Source organism: Actinoplanes sp. NPDC051861, assembly GCF_040681145.1.
Lineage (GTDB): Bacteria > Actinomycetota > Actinomycetes > Mycobacteriales > Micromonosporaceae > Actinoplanes.
This window is the reverse complement of sequence record NZ_JBFAYE010000002.1, coordinates 749,960-768,171: the sequence shown is the minus strand read 5'-3', so window position 1 is coordinate 768,171 and position 18,212 is coordinate 749,960. Positions and strand designations below refer to the sequence as shown.

20 protein-coding genes and 1 tRNA gene are annotated in these 18,212 nt (G+C 71.5%); 5 read left to right on the top strand and 16 right to left on the bottom strand.

Features of this window, described 5'->3' with window-relative positions:
• Window positions 1–5: 5 nt before the first annotated feature.
• The 6 genes from AB0M02_RS10315 to AB0M02_RS10290 all read right to left on the bottom strand — a co-directional run bounded on the left by AB0M02_RS10315 (window position 6) and on the right by AB0M02_RS10290 (window position 6,500).
• Window positions 6–1,355: a dipeptidase gene (locus AB0M02_RS10315; RefSeq protein WP_364224526.1), complete on the bottom strand. Its 1,350-nt coding sequence runs from the start codon at window positions 1,353–1,355 to the stop codon at window positions 6–8.
• A gap of 68 nt (window positions 1,356–1,423) precedes the next feature.
• A complete protein-coding gene (locus AB0M02_RS10310; protein WP_364224255.1) occupies window positions 1,424–2,512 on the bottom strand; it encodes a M48 family metallopeptidase in 1,089 nt (362 codons plus the stop codon).
• Between the two features lie 101 nt (window positions 2,513–2,613).
• Window positions 2,614–4,140, bottom strand: a complete 1,527-nt coding sequence (locus tag AB0M02_RS10305; RefSeq protein ID WP_364224253.1) for a cobyric acid synthase — start codon at window positions 4,138–4,140, stop codon at window positions 2,614–2,616.
• Window positions 4,137–5,087, bottom strand: a complete 951-nt coding sequence (locus AB0M02_RS10300; protein WP_364224251.1) for a cobalamin biosynthesis protein — start codon at window positions 5,085–5,087, stop codon at window positions 4,137–4,139. The genes AB0M02_RS10305 and AB0M02_RS10300 overlap by 4 nt, the downstream gene beginning before the upstream one ends.
• Before the next feature lies 1 nt (window position 5,088).
• On the bottom strand, window positions 5,089–5,550 hold the full coding sequence (locus AB0M02_RS10295; protein ID WP_364224249.1) for a hypothetical protein: 462 nt from the start codon (window positions 5,548–5,550) through the stop codon (window positions 5,089–5,091).
• A 323-nt stretch (window positions 5,551–5,873) separates the two neighbouring features.
• Complete coding sequence (locus tag AB0M02_RS10290) at window positions 5,874–6,500, bottom strand: single-stranded DNA-binding protein (RefSeq protein WP_364224247.1); 627 nt, start codon at window positions 6,498–6,500, stop codon at window positions 5,874–5,876.
• Between the two features lie 168 nt (window positions 6,501–6,668).
• Here AB0M02_RS10290 and AB0M02_RS10285 point away from each other — a divergent pair, with 168 nt between their 5' ends.
• A complete protein-coding gene (locus tag AB0M02_RS10285; RefSeq protein WP_364224245.1) occupies window positions 6,669–7,751 on the top strand; it encodes an alpha/beta hydrolase in 1,083 nt (360 codons plus the stop codon).
• Between the two features lie 13 nt (window positions 7,752–7,764).
• A tRNA-Arg gene (locus AB0M02_RS10280) sits at window positions 7,765–7,840 on the top strand.
• A 79-nt stretch (window positions 7,841–7,919) separates the two neighbouring features.
• On the opposite strand, the gene AB0M02_RS10275 is transcribed toward AB0M02_RS10280, so the two are convergent.
• On the bottom strand, window positions 7,920–8,444 hold the full coding sequence (locus tag AB0M02_RS10275; RefSeq protein WP_364224243.1) for an O-acetyl-ADP-ribose deacetylase: 525 nt from the start codon (window positions 8,442–8,444) through the stop codon (window positions 7,920–7,922).
• Window positions 8,445–8,534: 90 nt separating this feature from the next.
• Window positions 8,535–8,975, bottom strand: a complete 441-nt coding sequence (locus AB0M02_RS10270; protein WP_364224241.1) for a hypothetical protein — start codon at window positions 8,973–8,975, stop codon at window positions 8,535–8,537.
• 105 nt (window positions 8,976–9,080) lie between these two features.
• Between AB0M02_RS10270 and AB0M02_RS10265 the strand changes: the two genes are divergently transcribed.
• The gene (locus AB0M02_RS10265; protein WP_364224239.1) at window positions 9,081–9,908 is read left to right on the top strand and encodes an SAM-dependent methyltransferase; all 828 of its coding nucleotides are present in this window, start codon (window positions 9,081–9,083) and stop codon (window positions 9,906–9,908) included.
• A gap of 4 nt (window positions 9,909–9,912) precedes the next feature.
• Here the strand turns inward: AB0M02_RS10265 and AB0M02_RS10260 are convergent, their stop codons facing one another.
• The 3 genes from AB0M02_RS10260 to AB0M02_RS10250 are packed head-to-tail and all read right to left on the bottom strand — an operon-like array spanning window position 9,913 to window position 12,104.
• A complete protein-coding gene (locus tag AB0M02_RS10260; protein WP_364224237.1) occupies window positions 9,913–10,998 on the bottom strand; it encodes a hypothetical protein in 1,086 nt (361 codons plus the stop codon).
• Window positions 10,995–11,579: a sigma-70 family RNA polymerase sigma factor gene (locus AB0M02_RS10255; protein ID WP_364224235.1), complete on the bottom strand. Its 585-nt coding sequence runs from the start codon at window positions 11,577–11,579 to the stop codon at window positions 10,995–10,997. The genes AB0M02_RS10260 and AB0M02_RS10255 overlap by 4 nt, the downstream gene beginning before the upstream one ends.
• A 24-nt stretch (window positions 11,580–11,603) precedes the next feature.
• Window positions 11,604–12,104 (bottom strand): hypothetical protein, encoded by a 501-nt coding sequence (locus AB0M02_RS10250; protein WP_364224233.1) that lies wholly within the window; start codon window positions 12,102–12,104, stop codon window positions 11,604–11,606.
• 138 nt (window positions 12,105–12,242) lie between these two features.
• Here AB0M02_RS10250 and AB0M02_RS10245 point away from each other — a divergent pair, with 138 nt between their 5' ends.
• Window positions 12,243–13,127, top strand: a complete 885-nt coding sequence (locus AB0M02_RS10245; protein ID WP_364224231.1) for a hypothetical protein — start codon at window positions 12,243–12,245, stop codon at window positions 13,125–13,127.
• 60 nt (window positions 13,128–13,187) lie between these two features.
• On the opposite strand, the gene AB0M02_RS10240 is transcribed toward AB0M02_RS10245, so the two are convergent.
• Complete coding sequence (locus AB0M02_RS10240; protein WP_364224229.1) at window positions 13,188–13,829, bottom strand: helix-turn-helix domain-containing protein; 642 nt, start codon at window positions 13,827–13,829, stop codon at window positions 13,188–13,190.
• A gap of 79 nt (window positions 13,830–13,908) precedes the next feature.
• Here AB0M02_RS10240 and AB0M02_RS10235 point away from each other — a divergent pair, with 79 nt between their 5' ends.
• Entirely contained in the window at window positions 13,909–14,724 is an 816-nt protein-coding gene (locus tag AB0M02_RS10235; protein WP_364224227.1) for a methyltransferase domain-containing protein, read from the top strand.
• Here AB0M02_RS10235 and AB0M02_RS10230 read toward each other — a convergent pair.
• Genes AB0M02_RS10230 through AB0M02_RS10215 form a run of 4 tightly spaced genes read right to left on the bottom strand, consistent with a single transcriptional unit; the run spans window position 14,678 to window position 18,134 of the window.
• Complete coding sequence (locus AB0M02_RS10230; protein ID WP_364224225.1) at window positions 14,678–15,862, bottom strand: ABC transporter permease; 1,185 nt, start codon at window positions 15,860–15,862, stop codon at window positions 14,678–14,680. The genes AB0M02_RS10235 and AB0M02_RS10230 overlap by 47 nt on opposite strands.
• Complete coding sequence (locus AB0M02_RS10225) at window positions 15,863–16,522, bottom strand: ABC transporter ATP-binding protein (RefSeq protein WP_364224223.1); 660 nt, start codon at window positions 16,520–16,522, stop codon at window positions 15,863–15,865.
• Window positions 16,519–17,571: a peptidoglycan-binding protein gene (locus AB0M02_RS10220; protein WP_364224221.1), complete on the bottom strand. Its 1,053-nt coding sequence runs from the start codon at window positions 17,569–17,571 to the stop codon at window positions 16,519–16,521. Before AB0M02_RS10220 ends, AB0M02_RS10225 begins: the two co-directional genes overlap by 4 nt.
• Complete coding sequence (locus tag AB0M02_RS10215; protein WP_364224219.1) at window positions 17,568–18,134, bottom strand: hypothetical protein; 567 nt, start codon at window positions 18,132–18,134, stop codon at window positions 17,568–17,570. The genes AB0M02_RS10220 and AB0M02_RS10215 overlap by 4 nt, the downstream gene beginning before the upstream one ends.
• Window positions 18,135–18,212: the final 78 nt, after the last annotated feature.

Here is an 18,212-nt window from a genome sequence, read left to right as displayed (position 1 = left end):
CGTTCCTACTTCTTCGTCAAGGTCTCCGCGATGTTCTTGAGAAGCAGCGCCTCGGCGACGCAGACACGCTCGAATTCACCCAGATGCAGGCTCTCGTCGGGGCCGTGTGCGCCGGAGAACGGGTCCTCGACGCCGGTCACCAGGATCGCGGCGTCCGGGAACAGCTCCTGGAAGGTGGCGATGAACGGGATCGAGCCGCCGACACCCATGTCCACCGGGTCGGTGCCGTCCCAGGCGGAGCGGAAGGCGGCGCGGGCCGCGTCGTACGCCGGGCCGGTCGCGTCGATCACGCACGGCCAGCCGTCGCTCTCCAACTCGACGACGAGCTTGGCGCCCCACGGCACGTGCCGTTCCAGGTGGGCGCGGACCGCCGCGTACGCCGCCTTGGGGTCCTCCCCCGGCGCCAGCCGCACGCTGATCTTCGCCCGCGCCGACGGCTGCAGCGCGTTGGCCGCCTCCAGGGTGCGCGGCGCGTCGATGCCCAGCACCGAGATCGACGGCTTGGTCCAGATCCGGTCGGTGATGGTGCCCTTGCCGATCAGCTCGACCCCGTCGAGGATGCCCGCCTCGTGGCGGAACCGCTCGGCCGGGTAGTCGACGCTCGCGCCCTCGCGGCCCACCAGCCCCTCGACGGCCACCTCGCCGGAGTCGTCGTGCAGGGTGGCCAGCAGCCGGGACAGGGTGATCAGCGCGTCCGGCACCGGGCCGCCGAACATGCCGCTGTGCACGGCGCTCTTGAGGACCTTGACCTCGGCGAACAGGTTCACCAGACCGCGCAGGGAGGTGGTCAGCGCGGGCTGCCCGATGTCCCAGTTGCCCGAGTCGGCGATCACGATCACGTCGGAGCGCAGCTCCTCGAGGTGGGCGTGGATGATCGCGTCGAGGGAGTCCGACCCGTACTCCTCCTCGCCCTCGACGAAGACCACGACGCCGACCGGCAGCTGGTCGCCGAACGCGCGCAGGGCCGCGACGTGCGCCATCACGCCGGCCTTGTCGTCGGCGGCGCCACGACCATACAGCCGGCCGTCGCGTTCCTCCGGCTCGAACGGGTCGCTGGACCACATCGCCGGGTCGCCCGCCGGCTGCACGTCGTGGTGCGCGTAGAGCAGGACGGTCGGCGCGCCGGGCGGTGCCGCCTTACGGCCGATCACGGCGGGCTGGCCGCCGTGCCGGACGATCTCGGTGTCCAGGCCACAGCCGCGCAGCAGCTCGGCGACCGCCTCGGCAGAGCGCTCGACGTGCGAGTGGTCGAAGCCCTCGAAGGCGACACCCGGGATCCGCACCAACCGTTCCAGGTCGGCGCGGACACCGGGCAACTCCCGCGCGATCGTGGCGCGCAGATCGGATTCACTCAAGCTCATGCCGCCGATCGTAGGCCGCACTTGTCACAGCGCACGGCCCGGCGGGCGGTGGGACGACCCGATCAGGCGTCCGGCGTACCCTCGCTGCCGTTGTCGCCGTTGTCGCCGCGACTGCGGCGACGCGCGTCGCTGGCCCAGTTCATCGCCCGGCCCGCGGCTGACCCGGCCATGTCGGCGGCGCCGCCGCCGAGACGCCGCACCAGACCGACCAGCGGATCCTGCGAATTCGAGAAATCTTCCTTGTACGACTTCGCGGCCGCCTTCACGTCCTCGCTGACCGACGCGTCACCGTCGGAGTCGCGGCGCGGGTAGTCGCCGGAGAGGATCCGCGCATAATCCCCCGAGTCGATCCATTTGCGCAGCTCAGCGGCCCGCGCGACCGGGACCGGGTGGGTGCTCCACGCGATCATGCCGATCTTGTGGAGGCTGTCCCGCAGGTCGCCGCCGCCCTCGAACTCCGCGGCCTGCTCCAGGAACGCCGCGGTGTCGATCTGCGAGAGGTCGCCGCCGCCGGCCAGCTTCATCAGCAGGCGCAGCGAGGCGGCCGGGTCCTGGCCGGCGAGCAGACCGGCCCGGTCGGCGGAGAGCTCCGCCTTGCGCCACCACTCCAGCATCGCCGCGATGATCGCCCGCAGCGCGATCGCGCCGACCGGCACCCAGCTGAGGCTCGTCGCCCAGTTGGTCAGGATGATCATGATGGTCTTGTAGACGGCGTGGCCGCTGCGCACGTGACCGATCTCGTGGCCCAGCATGGCGCGCAGCTCGTCGTCGTCGAGCTTCTCCACCGCGGCCGTGGTGATCACGATGAACGGCCGGTCCAGGCCGATCGCCTGGCCGTTGATCACCGGGTTCTGCGAGACGTAGAGCTCGGGCAGCTCGGCCACGTCCAGCGTGGCGGCGGCCTCGGTGAAGCGCTGATAGACCCTCGGATACTGCCGGTGGTCGACGCGGATCGAGCCGGCCAGGAACTGGAGGCGGAAACCCCGCTCGTTCCACATGCCGAAGAACGTCTTCACCACGTCGTCGAAACCGCGCAGCTCACGCAGGGCGGAGAGCGCGCCGCGGTCGGCGGGGTGCTCCCAGGCCCGTGAGCTGATCCCGGTCAGCGTCACCCGGCGGCGGACCGGCCGGTTCTCGTCGTCGGTGGTCATCGATCACCCCGTTCCCCACCGCTCGAGCGGTGGTTGTGGCTCCGTCCGGCAACGCGACCAACGTACGCCGGAAGCGCAAGCCTGTCGTCAGGGTTGACCCCCTACGGGGCTCCTGGCGGCACGAACGGCAAACCGGTAGTCGCGCCCTTCTCGACGAGCCGCCACAGGGCATCCGTGTCCAGGTGCTCCTCGACGAGATCGCCGAGCACGTCCAGCGCCCGTTCGCGGACGGCCGCGTACCGCGTGCCCGGGGCCACCCGGAAGCCACGCCGGCCGGCCTGCTCGGCGGCCCGGGTCAGGAACCGCCGGCGGAACTCGTCGGACTCGAACGCGCCGTGCCAGTGGGTTCCGGCGACGTTGCCCGACACGGCACCCTCCGGGCGGCCGTCGGCGTAGTGGAGCAGCGGCTCGGGGGCTCCGCTCGTCACGTACCCATGATGAATCTCGTAACCGCGCACCGGCGCGCCCAGCGCAACCCCCTCGGAGCGGGCGAGGGTCTTGCGGGCCGCGAAGGTGACACCGACCGGCAGCAGGCCCAGACCCTCGACCGTGCCGTCGCCGCTCTCCACCTCGTCGTGGATGCTCTCGCCGAGCATCTGGAAGCCGCCGCAGATACCGAGCAGCGGCTTGCCGGCCGCCGCGTGCGTGCGGACCGCGTCGGCCAGGCCGGTCTCGCGCAGCCAGGCCAGGTCGTTCACCGTCGCCTTGGAGCCCGGCAGCACGACCAGGTCGGCGTCGGCGATCTCGGCGGGTTCCACGGTGATCCGCACCTGCACGCCCGGCTCGGCGGCGAGCGCCTCGGCGTCGGTGGCGTTGGAGATGCGCGGCAGACGGATCACCGCGACCCGCAGCCACTCGGTGCCGTGCGGCGGGCCCGGGCGGCCGAGCACCCGGCCGTACGCGAGGGAGTCCTCGGCGTCGAGCCAGACGTCGAGGTGGAACGGCAGCACACCGTGAACCGGACGGCCCGTCGCGGCGGTGATCATGTCGAGTCCGGGGCGCAGGATGCCCAGGTCCCCACGGAACTTGTTGATCACGAAGCCGGAGACAAGCGCCTGGTCCTCGGGCGCCAGCAGGGCCAGCGTGCCGAAGAACGAGGCGAACACCCCGCCGCGGTCGATGTCGCCGACGACGACCGTGGGCAGCTCGAACCGGCGGGCCAGTCCCATGTTGACGAAGTCACCGGCACGGAGGTTGATCTCGGTGGGGCTGCCGGCGCCCTCGCAGATCACCACGTCGTAGTCGGCGCGCAGATCGGCGAAGGTGGCGAAGGCGACCTCGGCCAGGCGCGGCCGCAGGGAGCGGTAGTTGCCGGCGGTGACGGTGTCGACGGCCTCACCGAGCAGGACCACCTGGCTGGAGCGGTCGCTGCCGGGCTTGAGGAGTACCGGGTTGAAGCGGATGTCGGGGGTGATCCCGGCGGCGGCGGCCTGCATGGCCTGGGCACGGCCGATCTCGCCACCTCGGTTGTCGGGGGAGACGACGACCACCGAGTTGTTGGACATGTTCTGGGCTTTGAAGGGGGCTACGCGTACGCCGTTGCGGTGCAGCCAGCGGCAGATGCCGGCGGTGAGGACGGATTTGCCGGCGTCGGACGTGGTGCCGGCTATCAGTAGGCCACCGGTCATGGGAGTTTTCTGCCCCTCGACGTCGCCAGCGCGGCGGCGAGGGTCAGGGCCGCGGCTCCGACTGTGGCGGAGATTCGCGCTGCTCGCCGCAGGTGGATCGGGGAGGGCCGAGGGCCGTCGCCCAGGAAGGGGCGTACCTCGGTGCGTCCGAAGTAGATGTTGCGGCCGCCGAGGCGGACTCCCAGTGCTCCGGCCATGGCTGCCTCGCACTGGCCGGCGTTGGGTGAGGGGTGATCGTTCCGGTCGCGGCGCCAGACTCGCAGGGTTTCGCGAAGGGTCCCTCCCCCAGCCCCCGCCACCAAGATTGTGATCAGCCCGGTCACCCGGGACGGCACAAGATTCAGCGCATCGTCCAGCCGCGCGGCAGCCGTCCCGAACCGCGCATACCGCGCCGACCGATGCCCCACCATCGCGTCAAGCGTGTTCGCCGCCCGATACCCCAACAGCCCCGCCGGCCCCAGCACCGCACCCCACATCAACGGCGCCACCACCGCATCCGACGTGTTCTCCGCAACCGACTCCACCGTCGCCCGCGCCAGCTCCGCCTCATCCAGCGCCGACGGATCCCGCCCGCACAGATGACCGAGGCGCCCCCGAGCCGCCTCCACCTCACCCTTCTCCAGATGCCCCGCCATGATCCGCGACTCCCTGCGCAGGGTCCGCCCGCCGAGCACCGTCCATGTCGCCGCCGCCGTCACGACGGCCCTTGCCACCGGCCGCCCCCGGGTAACCCGGCTGGCCACCGCCCCCGCCACCACCGGCACACCCACCGCGACCGCCGTGAACACCGCACCGGCCGCTCTGCTGTCCCGGTAAACCTTCCGCTCCAGCGCTCCCGCAGCCGTCCCGAACCCGGCCACCGGATGGAACCGGCGCGGGTCGCCGAGGGCGGCGTCGAGCAGGTACCCGGCGATCAGCCCGGCCGCGTCCGCGGCCCACGGTCGCACGTCAGCGGCCGAACGGCGTCAGGTCGAACGCCCACACCGCCAGGCCCGGTTCGGCCTCCTCGGGGTACGGCACCGGCTCCAGCTCGCCCCAGGCGATCGACCCGGGCGCGCGGTCCTGGAGGAACTCCACGACGATGCCGCGCAGGTCCTCGGTCACCCGGTACTCCACCGGGAACGGCAGGTCGCCAGGCTTGCGGCTGCCAGTCGAGCAGCGCAGCTGACCGGCGATCCCGTCGTGCCAGACGTAGAACGTGGCGGTGCCCCGGTGACCGTTGCCGCCCACCTGCTCCCGCAGGACGGCGGCGGTCTCCTCGAACGCGGCCACCACCTCGTCGGCTGACAGCCCCATCCGCTCGTGCGGCGGCGCGCCGAACCAGTTGGTGTTGGCCTCCTCGGCCGCCTGGTCGTCAGGCGAGAGCACTACCGTCTCGGTCGCGATGGCGCGGATGTCCTTCAGCAGCACGCGTTCAGTCTGCCGCGTGGTGTCACCGCCGGCCCACTCGGGCCGCTCCGACTGGCGGCCGGTTGCGTCGGCACGATCGGCCTATCCCGATCGAACGACACCGGGAACACCCGGTCGAGTGAGGCAACTGGCGGCCCAGCCGGGCAACCCCAGGCAACCGGCGGCCCAGCCGGGCAACCCCAGGCAACCGGCGGCCCAGCCGGGCAACCCCAGGCAACCGGCGGCCCGGCCGGGCGACCCCAGCCGGGCCGGGCCGCCGGGCGCCACCGCCTCCGGGTCGCCGACAGGGAACGGCGCCGGGGGCAGCGGCATCCAGTAAGGCCTCAGGCCGGGACCGGCTCCTGCCGGAATCCGCGCCGCGAACGCCGAGCGCGCTCGGTAGCCGCCTCCTCAGGCACGGCGACTTCCTCCTCGTCGGCCGACTCTTCGATCTCCGCCACCGCTTCGGGGAAGGTCGGCGTGTCACCGCCGGGCAGCCCGTCACCGTACGCAACCGGTGACTCTGCGTCGGACACCGACTCCGTCGTCTCGCCGCGGACGACTGTGTCCTCCTCCACCCCCTCCACGACGCTCAGCGAGCCGGCCGGCTTGTTGCGGAAGAACCGGGCCCGGCCGCGCCCCAGGTCGTGACCGATGGAATACGCCTCCATCTCGTACGCCACCCGCGGCCGCTTCTCGTCATCCGTCCAGTCACGGGTGAACAGGCGACCGTAAACGATCACCGGGTCCCCGATGCCGACGGACGACGCCACCCCTTCGGCGAGCTTGCGCCAGGCAGTCACACGTACGCGAAGACAGTTGCCGTCCACCCACTTGCCGCTCTCCCGGTCCATCCGCCGGGCCGTGGACGCGATCCGGAAGTTGGCGACCAGGTGATTGGAGTTGCTGGTGCGCCGCCACTCCGGCGTGGTGAGCACGTTCCCGACGATCACGATGTTGGTGTCGAACACGGTTTCTCCCTCGAAAAGCTCGACTTGCTTCGGTCGAGGGCAGAGCCTGGCCCGTCCGGCCGCGGCGTGTGGATCACGTTGTGGACAGCGGCGAAGTGTGGACAAGCACACGGCCGGTGGCCGATCTGTTATGGCGCAGACAGCGGTACCCGTGGGTAACCTGTCGCTGTGGAGACCGACGTCCTGGGCTGGCCGTACGAGCGGCACACCATCGATCTGGGCACCGACGACGAGGGCCCGGTGGTGGCCACGCTGGTGCGCCGCCGGGCCGAGACGCCGGCGCGGCGGGCCGTGCTGCACGTCCACGGTTTCGTCGACTACTTCTTCCAGACGCACATGGCCGATTTCTTCGTCGAGCGCGGCTGGGACTTCTACGCGCTGGACCTGCGCAAGTACGGCCGCAGCCTGCTGCCGCACCAGACGCCGAACTTCGCGCGCAGCCTCACCGACTACTTCCCCGAGCTGGACGAGGCGGCCCGGATCATCCGCGAGCAGGACGGTCACGACCAGCTGCTGGTCACCGGCCACTCGACGGGCGGGCTGATCACCTCGCTGTGGGCGCACACCCGCCAGGGCCGGGGTCTGCTCGACGGCCTGTTCCTGAACAGCCCGTTCTTCGACTTCAACATGCCGTGGCTGATGCGGCGCCCGCTGATGGCCACGATCCTGGCGGTCGGTGGCCGCTCGCCGTACCGGAAGATGCCCACCGCCTCCCTGGGCCTGTATGGCAAGAGCCTGCACGCCGACCACCACGGCGAGTGGACCTACGACCTGGCGTGGAAGCCGATCCTCGGTTTCCCGGTGCGGATGGGCTGGCTGGAGGCGATCCGGCGCGGCCAGCGCCGGCTGCGGGCCGGCCTGAACATCGACGTGCCGGTGCTGGTCGCCTGCTCGGACCGGACCTTCCGCGGCCGGGAGTGGCACGACGACGTCCGGGTGACCGATTCGGTACTGGACGTGGAACACATCACGCGCTGGGCGCCGGGCCTCGGCCCCCGCGTGACCATCGCCCGGTTCAACGGTGGCATGCACGACCTCACGCTCTCCGGTAAGGACGTTCGCGCCGAGGTCTTCCGTGAGCTGGGCCGCTGGGTCGACGCGTTCCTGCCCGCGCCGGGCACTCCGGAGCCCGAGATCCCGCCCGCGCCGGAGGACCAGGCGGGCCTGAGCACGATGCTGGAGGCGGCCGAAGCCGCGGTGGAGAACGCCGCCGCCGCCGAGGCGGACGACAGAACCGGCACGACCGCCTAGTATGTGCTGGCCAGCGCTCGTAGCTCAGCGGATAGAGCAACGGACTTCTAATCCGTCGGTCGCAGGTTCGAATCCTGCCGGGCGCGCCAATCACTCGATCTACCAGCACATCGACGATCTGCGTAGATCTGCGGCAGGGGCTGATTCACCCCTGACCTCAACAGGGTGTCATTGATCGGCGTCCGAGTCCCGATGGACGCGCTCCGCGATCTGACGGGTCTGCTCGTCGAAGAGCACGAGACGGATCAGTTCGACGGTGGTCGGCTCGCCATGCAGGGCTGCCAGTGCTTGCGCAACGGCGTCCTCCTTCGGCCAGCGGTAGACGCCGGAGGAGATCAGCGGGTAGGCGATCGACCGCGCGCCCAGGCTCGCGGCGATCGCCAGCGACGCGGTGTAACAGCTTCGAAGCAGCGGGGAGCGGTCTTCATCCTCGCTGAACACCGGTCCAACCGTGTGGATCACCCAGCGGGCGGACAGTCGCCCCGCCGTTGTTGCCACGGCCTGCCCGACCGGCAACCCTCTGCCGTAACGGCTGGCTCGCAGGTCACGGCACTCGTTCAGGATTGCCGGGCCGCCCTTGCGGTGGATCGCTCCGTCAACTCCCCCGCCGCCCAGCAGGGATGAGTTCGCCGCGTTGACGATGGCGTCGACCCGCTCGACCGTGATGTCGCCGGTGACCAATTCGATCCGCACTGTGCTACCTCTCGGGCTTGGCGAGCCCGCACGCAGCGGGGCCGGCAGGCGATTTGCCCGCCGATGCTAACCGGGACGCACGGCACCCGTTCAGATCACGGATTCCTTCCCCCGCGCCAGCCGCGCCAGCCGCCAAAGGCCGATGGCGATCAGCACGATCCCGCCGAAGCCGACCGGTTGGTACCAGTAGCGCCACGGTGATCCGGCGACGATGTCCGGGCCTGCGACGTCGGAGGGCCGGTCGCGGTCGACCGCCAGCGAGATCTGTTCGCCGCGGCCGGGCGGCACGCCCCATCCGTAGTCGAGCAGGTCCTCGCTGTACAGCCGGTCACCGACGCGGTACTCCACGCGCACCACCTTGAACCGGCGGCCGAGGAAACTGTTGTGCTGCCCGGTCACGGTCGCGTCGACCGTCACGCCAACTGTCCGGATCCGGTCAGCGCGCTGGTGCAGCGTCATCAGGCCGAGCGCTCCGGCACCCAGCAGAATCAGGCCCAGTGCCAACGGCCACAGCCGGCGAGCTCTCCGCATAGCTGATCATCGCATTGCGGCGCACGCACCGGGAAACAAAGACACGCACCGGGAAACAGCGATAGGCTTCGATAGCAGCGACGTCCACACGGGAGGGTGCCCGGCATGACCGCTGACGAGGTCGCCCCTGAGGGCGTCGACATCTCCACGCCGAGCGTCGCCCGGGTCTACGACTTCATGGTCGGCGGCAAGGACCACTTCGCCATCGACCGGATGGTCGCCCAGCGTGCTCTGGAGATCATGCCGGACGCGCAGGAGGCCGGCCGCGCCTGCCGCGCGTTCCTGCGCCGGGCGGTCCGTTACCTGGCCGCCGACGCCGGTGTCCGCCAGTTCCTCGACATCGGCTCCGGCCTGCCCACCGAGACGAACGTGCATCAGGTCGCCCACGACGTCGACCCGGCGGCGAAGGTGGTGTATGTCGACAACGACCCCACCGTCCTGGTGCACGGCCGCGCGCTGCTCGCCGACGACAGCACCAGCACACTGATCGAGGCCGACGTCCGGTCGCCGCAGACGATCCTGGAGCATCCGGTGGTCCGCGAGCACCTGGACCTCGGCGAGCCGATCGGCCTGCTGCTGTTCTCGATCCTGCATCACGTGAACGACGACGAGGATCCGGCCGGCATCGCCGCGACCCTGCGCGACGCGCTCGCGCCCGGCAGCCACCTGGCGATCATCCACTTCTGGGACCCGGCGGAGGAGCACCCGGAGACCTCGGCGAAGGTGCGCGACGCGGAGCGGCTGTTCAACGAGACGCTGGGCACCGGCCGGTGGCGGAGCCGTCAGGAGATCACCACGTTCTTCGGTGACTTCGAGATGGTCTCGCCCGGCCTGGTGCCGCTGGCCGAGTGGCGGCCGGACACGGAGATCCCCGCCGAGCAGAAGGAGAGTTACCACACGATGCTCGGCGGGGTCGCGCGCAAGAGCGCCTGACGCGTCAGCAGCCCAGCCCGTCCTTGTACCACTCCGGCACCTTGCCGCCGGCCACCTTGCCGGCGACCTCCCAGAGCACCTCGGGGTAGTCGCCCTCGGCGTTCATGTCGTTGAGGACCTTCCAGTTGCGACTGCTGCGCAGGGCGCTGGCCGCCTTCTTCACCGCGGCGTCGTCGCCGGCCTTGTCGGCGCGGATCCACTCGGCGATCCAGGTGCAGGTCACCTGGCCGGTCACGTGGGCACCGAACTGGTAGGGGTCGTTGGCGCCGGCCACGTCGACCGAGTTGATGTCGAAGCCGGGCGGCATCGGCACGTCGGTGAGGATCTTGGCGGCCTCGTCGTGGACACGGCCCGGGGTGACGATCTGCGGGGGCAGCGCGGCCAGGAAGGTCTCGGCGTCGGCACGGGCGATGTGCGGGAGGACCGCGTCGAACTCGGTGCGGGTCCACGTGCCGCCGGTGCGCAGCTCGACGAACGTGCCGTCCTGCGGTTTGAGCATCGCGGCGAAGTCGCTCGCGCTGTAGGTGAAGACGGCGGCCTCGCGGCCGGCGACGGTGGCCGGCTGCGGAGCGCTGACCAGCAGCCGGTCCTTGTAGTAGTCGTCGTAGTGCTCGTCCTGATACCACGTCATCTCCAGCGACCGGGCGCCGTTGACGAAGTTGATCGTGCCGGACTCCGAGGCGAAGCCGTAGACCGTGGTGACCTTCCAGCCGTCCTGCTGGATCAGCAGGCGCGGCAGGCCCTCGACAGCCTTGAGATCCAACTGGTAGCCACCGCCGGCGCCGGCCTCGGGCAGCCCCACCGGGCCGGCCCAGGGCTCGGCCGGCGGCTGGTCGCGCAGCAGGACGGACGCGCCGATGACGCCGGTGACGACGGCCGCGGCGGCGACGGCGGTGGCGAGGCGCCGCCAGGCCCGGCGGCGTGGTGCGGCGGGCGCGGCCTCGGGCGCGGGGCCGGGCACGGACTCGAGTTGCGGAACGGACATGATCTCCTCCAGGAGCGTCTGCTCCGCCCCACCGAGGTGCCCGATGAGCTCGGGCCGGAACGGGTCGGCGTCGCGGACCACGCGGTCCAGGTGCTCGTCGGTCATCTGCCCTCCTCCGGGGCGGGAACGGTCAGGACGTCGAATACATGTCCGGGTGCCTGCGGGTCGTCACCGATCAATTCCCGCAGCCGCGTCCGGGCCCGTGACAGCCGGGTCCGCACGACGGCCGCGCTCAGCCCCAGGACCTCCGCGACCTCGCGCGGCTGCAGGCCCTCCCACACGGTGAGGGTCAGCACCTCGCGGTCGGTGTCGCCGAGCCGGGCCAGCGCCGCGCGCACGGCGAGCCGCTGCGGCACCTCCAGGCCCGGGTCGGCGATGCCCGCGGCGGCGGGGGCGGTGCCGCCGGTCAGCCGCTGCCGCAGCCGCTCGCCCAGCCGCTCCCGGCGGGTGCCGCCGCGGTGGTGGTTGGCCAGCACGCGGCGCGCCACCCCGTAGAGCCAGAGCCTGATCTCGTCGTCGGGCGGCAGCTCTCGGGCGCGGCGCCAGGCCACCAGGAAGACCTCGGCGACCACGTCGGCGGCGTCCTCGTGCTGCGCGACGCGGCGCACCGCGTAGGCCAGGAGCGCCTCGAAGTTCGCCGCGTAGATCCGCCGGAAGCGGTCCTCGTGCTCAGTCCCAGAACTCACGCATCATCCATGTCCGGACGGGCGTCAATCGTGACACGCGGATTCCGTCACCTGCAGATCGTGCGACTCGGCCGGTGACGAGCCGTGTGAGGCGACGAGCGCCGCCCGGGTGCTGGTGCAGAGCAGCTCCACCTTGGTGATCTTGTCGGCCGGCTTTCGTTCGTCGGGGCACGGGAACCCGACCGCCGGGGCGACGGACGTGCCCGAGATACCGGCCACCGCACCGTCGAGAGCGAACCCGTCGCGCTCCACCCGCACCTTGAGCGCCGTGGAGGAGCTGACGCGCTGGTGCGGGACCCGGATCGTACGCCGTCCGCACATCACCGAGTACACGTCGTCGGTGGAGGTCCGGTAGCCGAACTCGACATCGCCGGCGCGGGCGTTCAGCGCCGCGTCGTCCCAGCCGAAGGCCTTCCGCACGTCGGCGCGGTCGACGAAGCCGGTGCCGGTCTGCGGGTCGAACTTGACGGCCCCGTACGCCGGGGATGCGGAAAAGACTAACAAAAGGGCTAAAACCGAACGCATGACCGATGCTCGCACGGATCCCGCCCGGCGGCTCGGAGAAACGCGAACCCGCAGGTGGGACGAGATGCACTTGAGTCACTGTCTTATCGTCGAGTACAAGATCGCAAACCGCCTCCGAGTAGGAAGTAGACGATTCCGTTGTTCGTCTTCGGCATCCTCGTCGCCGTCGTCGCCCTGATCGCCCTGATCGCCGCGCGCACCGCCAAGGCCGACAAACTGCGCCGCCAGGCGTGGCTGACCTTCGGCGCCGGTCTCGTGGTGGCGGTCGGCTGCGTTGTCGCGGCCAGCATCACCGTCGTGCCGACCCGCAACGTAGGCATCGTGACGTCGTGGAACAAGCCGACCGGCCGGACCACCGGCGCCGGTCTGCAGTGGACACTGCCGTGGGAGGGCATCGACGAGTGGGACGCGTCCGGGCAGACCTACGCGCACCTCGGCGACCAGTGCGTGTGGGTGACCATCGCGGCACAGCGGCGGGCCTGCATCCCGGTGCAGATCGAGTGGTCGGCGAAGGCGGAGAAGGCACCGGAGAACTGGGCGGCGTACCGGGAGGTCGACGACCTGAGCCGGTTCGAGGTGTTCGTCGAGCGACGGGTCAACCCGCAGATCAACGGCGCCATGACCTCGATCTTCGCGGACTTCGACCCGCTCGGCTCGGTCGACGTCACCAGCGGTGACGCGCCGGCGCCCGACCTCAACAAGACCTACAAGGAACCGCTGGTCAAGGCACTCAACACCGAACTCGGCGACGAGATCGTGGTGAAGTCGGTGGCGTTCGAGTCGCCGCGCTACGACGAGCCGACGACGCAGGCGATCGCCGCGTACGGGCAGAAGATCCTGGAGGCGCGCAACCTGGAGATCGACAAGGCGAACGCGAAGACCCGGGCGGAGATCACCCGTACCGACGCGAGCGTCGACCAGGTGGCCCGCTGCCTGCAGATCGCCGAGAAGCTGGGTAAGGAGCCGGGCCTGTGCATGGGCGGCACGGTGTCGCTGACCAGGCCGGTCGAGACGGCCAAGTAGGCAGGTCCGCCCGGCGGTCGCGGCACAGCCGCGACCACCGGGCCCGGTCGCGGGTCTCGATCAGGCGGTACGCGATTGCCCGTACCCTATGAAGGGGTTCAATCGCCCCCAGAGAGTGAGCGAATCGCGAAGCCATCGCGGCGCGGTGATCCGGCCGGTCAGGACGGCCTCGGAGGCATACCAGCGCACCAGGCCGGCGGTGTCCGTGACCACCTGCCCGTCCTCCGGGAAACCGGGCGGGTGGGCGCAGACCTCGTGCCCGGTGGCGGAGAGCACCAGCCAGAACACGTTCGGCGGCGGCCGGTCGGTGATCTGGAAGCGCACCACGACCCGCGGCCGCGGCACCATGCCGGGAGTGATCATGCGGGAGAGTGTCCACAGAGCCAGGTAGGGGTCCTGGTCCTCGGGCCGCGCCTGGCGCCAGCGGGCACCCCAGGCACCCAGCGCGAGGCACACCTCGGCGAGTTCGTGACCGCAGCCGGTCAGCGTGTAACCGCCGGCGCCGCGGCTGACCACCCCGGCACGCTCGAGCGACCGCAGCCGCTGGCTGAGCACACTGCGCGGCAGGCCGGGCGCGCCGTCGAGGATCTCGGTGAATCGCCCGCAGCCCAGGTGCAGGTTGCGGATGATGATCGGTGTCCATCGCTCGGCGAAGACCTCGGCGGCCAGGGCGATCGGACAGTACTGCCCGTAGCCTCGCATCCCCCTACGATCCGGCGGCGCGCCGCCGCGCGCCAGGCCCGGTCCAGTATTCGAACTGGCCGCACCCCGCCCGGCGCTGTTGCCTGGGTGCATAACCTATGACCTGACGGCGGAGGCCGCCGAATTCTACGAGTCGACGTTCGTCCCGGCGCTGTTCGCGGCGTGGGCGCGGCATCTGGTCGACACCGCCGGGGTACGCCCCGGCAGCCGGGTGCTCGACGTGGCCTGCGGCACCGGCATCGTGGCGCGCACCGCGGCCGATCGCGCCGGGCCGGACGGTGTGGTGACCGGGCTGGACCGCAGCGAGGCGATGCTGGCGGTGGCCCGCTCGATCCGGCCCGGACTGCGCTGGGAACGCGGCGACGCGGCCGACCTGCCGTTCCCGGCCGGTGCGTTCGACCTGGCGCTGTCGCAGGCGGCGCTGATGTTCCTCGCCGACCGGCCGGGTGCGCTGCGGGAGATGGGCCGGGTGGCCGGCCGGGTCGCGGTGCAGGTGCCGGGCCGGCTGTCGCACAGCGCCGGGTACCGGGTGTTCACCGACGTGGTCGCGGCGCACGCCGAGCCGGCGACGGTGAAGCTGATCGAGGCGTACTTCGCCGCCGGGGAGCCGGACGAGCTGGCCGGCTGGTTCGCGGCGGCCGGGCTGCGCGTGGAACGGTTCGAGACCTGGACCGGCGCGACCCGGGCGCCGTCGATCGAGGCGTTCGTGACCGGTGAGCTGCTCCCGCTCGGGGTGGGCCCGGACCAGCGGATCACCGCGGCGTGCCGGTCGGCCATGGCGGGCTTCGCCGGGATCGGCGGCAGCGTCGCCGTGCCGATCGAAGCCCACCTGGTCGTGGCGGTACCGGTCAGGCCGCGGCAAGTGCCTCGGTCGGCGCCAGCCGCGCGGCCCTGATCGCCGGGTACAGCCCGGCGACCGCGCCGATGACCAGCGTCGCGCCGATCCCGCCGGCGACCGCCCAGAGCGGCACCACCGTGGGCCACCCCTGGGTGATCGCGTAGATCAGCGTGACCACGAAACCGGCGAGCACCCCGCCGGCGCCGCCGAACAGCGACAGCAGCAGCGACTCGGCGACGAACTGCGTACGGATCTGGCCCCGGGTGGCGCCCAGCGAGCGGCGCAGGCCGATCTCCGCGCGGCGTTCGAGCACCGAGATCACCATGGTGTTGGCGACGCCGATGCCGCCGACCAGCAGCGCGACGGCGCCCAGGCCGAGCAGCAGCGCGGTGAAGGTCGTGCTGGCGGCCCGCCGCGCGGCCAGCGCGTCGGAGGGGTTGGAGACCTGCACCTCGTCCGGGCTCTCCGGGTTCGCGGTCGGCGCCAGCACCGCCTGCACCGCCTCGACCTGCGACTCGACCGACCGGGTGTAGATGGTCGTGGCGTGGCCGTCGAAGCCCAGGTAGCTCTTGGCGGCGTCCCACCCGATCAGGACCGCGTTGTCCAGTTCGGGGGCGAGCGGCACCTGCCGCAGCACACCGGCCACCGGGTACCAGCGGCCGCCGATGTAGACGGACGGGACCGCGCCGAGCCGCCGGGCCGCCGCGTCGCCGAGCACCACCACCGGGTAGCGGCCGGTCGCCGCGTTCAGCCACGATCCGCTGGCGATCTCGGCGCCGACCGTGCCGAGCAGGTCGAGCTGCGCGGCGAGCACGGACAGGCCGCCGGTCTCGCCCTTGGGCACCTGGTCGGTGCGATAGACCGAGGTGTCGTTGACGACGCCGGTGGCGGTGGCCGAGGTGACCGGCCCGATCCGCTTGATCATCGGGAGGGCGTCGTCCGGCAGCGTCGCCTCCTCGCCGAACATAGTGTCGCCCGGCGCGACGGTGAGCATGTTGGTGCCGAGCGCGGCGAGCGCGCGGTCCAGGCTCGCCGCACTCGAGGTGGAGATGCCCACCACGGCGACCATCGCGGCGATGCCGATCGCGATGCCGAGAGCGGAGAGCACCGCACGCAGCGGACGGGCGCGCAGTCCGGAACCGCCGAGCCGCAGCAGATCGGAGCCGCTCAGCCGGGCGGGTTGCAGGACGGCCATTCAGATCACGCTCCCGTCCAGCATCGGGACCTGCCGGGGCAGGCTGTTGGCGATCTCGTGATCGTGGGTGATCACCAGGACGGTGGTGCCGGCCGCGTTGAGCTCGCGCAGCAGCCCCACCACCCCGGCGCCGGAGACCGAGTCCAGGTTGCCGGTGGGCTCGTCGGCGAGCAGCACCGCCGGGTCGCCGGCCACCGCGCGGGCGATGGCCACCCGTTGCCGTTCACCGCCGGAGAGCTGGTGCGGGCGGTGCGTGAGCCGGTCACCGAGGCCGACCCGGACCAGGGCGGCCTCGGCGCGCCGCTCACGCTCTTTCTTGGGTACGCCGGAGTACAGCAGCCCGTCCGCGACGTTGGCGACCGCGTCCCGCCCCGGTGCCAGGTGGAACTGCTGGAACACGAAACCGATCCGGCGTGCCCGCAACGCCGAGAGCTGCCGGTCGGAGAGGCGGGCCACGTCGTACCCGTCGATGTGCACGGCGCCGGCCGACGGGCGGTCCAGCGTGCCGATCAGATGAAGCATGGTCGACTTGCCGGAGCCGGACGGGCCGACGATGGCGATCAGCTCACCGGGCTCGACGCTCAGGTCGACGTCGCGGACCGCGGTGACCCCGCCCGGGTACGTCTTGCTCACCCGCTCCAGCTCGATCACCGGGCTCATTCCGGCACCCCGACCTTCATGCCCTCGGTGAGACCACCACCGGACACCTCGACCCGGCCGCCGGCGAACAGGCCGGTCTCCACGGCCACGATGCGGGTGGCGCCGTTCTCGACCAGCTGCAGGCCGTACCCGCCCTCGGCCAGCGCGAGCAGCGCCTTGACCGGTACGGTGAGCACGTTCTCCCGCTTGGTGGAGGCGAACGCGACCGTCACCGCCGCGTCGTCGAGCGCGTCCGGCGGCTTGCTGAACGTGATCGTCAGGTCCAGGACCGTCTTGTCGTCCTCGGCCGGGTTCTCGGACTCCACGACGCTCGTGTCGATCCCGGTGATGCGGGCCGGCACCCGGTCGCCGTCGGGCAGGGTCACCTCGACCGCGGCGCCCTTCTTGGCGAGCCGCTGGTCGCTCATCTCCAGCTGGACGGAGGCCACCCGGCCGGTTCCGGTGACCGTGAGGAGTTCGCCGCCCGGCTGCACGGCGTCGCCGATCGCGGAGCTGAGCGCGTCCACGCGTACGGCTCCGGGCTGGTAGACGACCCGGCCCAGCTCAACCGTGCCGGTCTCGTCCAGACCCAGGTCCTCCTGCCAGTCCTCGACGGCGCCGGCGGTCGACGAGGTGTAGTCGCTGTCGACGGTGAAACCGCGGTAGCCGAGGGCCCACAGGTTCTTCTCGAACTGCTTGACGTCCGGGCCCTCGGCACCGGGCGCCAGGTCCCGGTACGCGGGCAGGGTCCCGTAGAGCAGCAGCACCGGATCGTTGTCGACGCGGTAGAGGGCCTTGCCGCGCCGCAGTGTCGTACCGGTGGCCGGCAGCCTGGTCACGGTGCCGCCCAGCCGGGTGCCGACCGTCGTGGAGTCGCCGTACCCGAGGGAACCGTCGTGGTCCTCCTGATCGACCAGCGTCTCCTTGAGCACGTCGGCGGTCACCGTCGTGGTGGTGCCGGCCGAGCCGGTGCCGCTCTCCGCCTCGGGTGTCCCGGCGATCACCACGGCCGCGGCCGCCGCCCCGGCGGTGAGCACGGCCGCCACCGCCACTGTCGTCCTGCGCCTCATGCCGCCGCCACCTCGCCCGGCCCGTTCTTCTGGACGTGCCGCTCGGCCGCGCCGGACGGCCGGTACTTGGAGCAGGTCTGCTCGGCCTTGTCGAACGTCGGCTCGCCCGGGCCGGTCCCGAGGTCGTCACCGTTGATCTCGAGGCTGCCGTCGGGCTTCGGGTCGGGGAAGTTGGGCACCCCGTTCTCCCGCATGCACCTGGCCATCTGCCGGACCGCCTCGAGGTCGGCCGGGTTCATCTGCGGCCGCTCACCGTCGTTCGGCGCGTACTGGCGGCAGGCCTCCTCGGCGGCCTTCATCTTGTCCGGGTCGACGTTCGAGGGCACCCGGATGACGGACTTGCCGTTCTGCGGGTCGGGGAACCAGGTCATGCCGTTCTCGCGCATGCACCTCGCGAACTTGATCGGCGCGTCCGGGTCGATGCTGACATTCGGTGACGCGGTGACCGACGCCTTCGGCCCGCCGCTGGCGGCGGTGGCCACGCCCGGCGTCTCGGCCTTCGCCGCGCAGCCCGCCAGTGGTGTCAGGAGCAGTAATGCGACTATCAGTCCTCGTCTGTCCATGTGAGGCAGTGAAGCGAGACCGTGGTTTCCCGGCCGTCACCTAAAACGATGACGGCGAATTGACGCGGCGCCGGGCCA

What these genes read in the sequence shown, in the direction of transcription:
- AB0M02_RS10220 (WP_364224221.1), bottom strand. Translation starts at nt 17,571, where the DNA reads ATGAGGCGCAGGACGACAGTGGCGGTGGCGGCCGTGCTCACCGCCGGG.
- AB0M02_RS10265 (WP_364224239.1), top strand. Translation starts at nt 9,081, where the DNA reads ATGACCGCTGACGAGGTCGCCCCTGAGGGCGTCGACATCTCCACGCCG.
- AB0M02_RS10305 (WP_364224253.1), bottom strand. Translation starts at nt 4,140, where the DNA reads ATGACCGGTGGCCTACTGATAGCCGGCACCACGTCCGACGCCGGCAAA.
- AB0M02_RS10260 (WP_364224237.1), bottom strand. Translation starts at nt 10,998, where the DNA reads ATGACCGACGAGCACCTGGACCGCGTGGTCCGCGACGCCGACCCGTTC.
- AB0M02_RS10270 (WP_364224241.1), bottom strand. Translation starts at nt 8,975, where the DNA reads ATGCGGAGAGCTCGCCGGCTGTGGCCGTTGGCACTGGGCCTGATTCTG.
- AB0M02_RS10250 (WP_364224233.1), bottom strand. Translation starts at nt 12,104, where the DNA reads ATGCGTTCGGTTTTAGCCCTTTTGTTAGTCTTTTCCGCATCCCCGGCG.
- AB0M02_RS10240 (WP_364224229.1), bottom strand. Translation starts at nt 13,829, where the DNA reads ATGCGAGGCTACGGGCAGTACTGTCCGATCGCCCTGGCCGCCGAGGTC.
- AB0M02_RS10215 (WP_364224219.1), bottom strand. Translation starts at nt 18,134, where the DNA reads ATGGACAGACGAGGACTGATAGTCGCATTACTGCTCCTGACACCACTG.
- AB0M02_RS10225 (WP_364224223.1), bottom strand. Translation starts at nt 16,522, where the DNA reads ATGAGCCCGGTGATCGAGCTGGAGCGGGTGAGCAAGACGTACCCGGGC.
- AB0M02_RS10310 (WP_364224255.1), bottom strand. Translation starts at nt 2,512, where the DNA reads ATGACCACCGACGACGAGAACCGGCCGGTCCGCCGCCGGGTGACGCTG.
- AB0M02_RS10230 (WP_364224225.1), bottom strand. Translation starts at nt 15,862, where the DNA reads ATGGCCGTCCTGCAACCCGCCCGGCTGAGCGGCTCCGATCTGCTGCGG.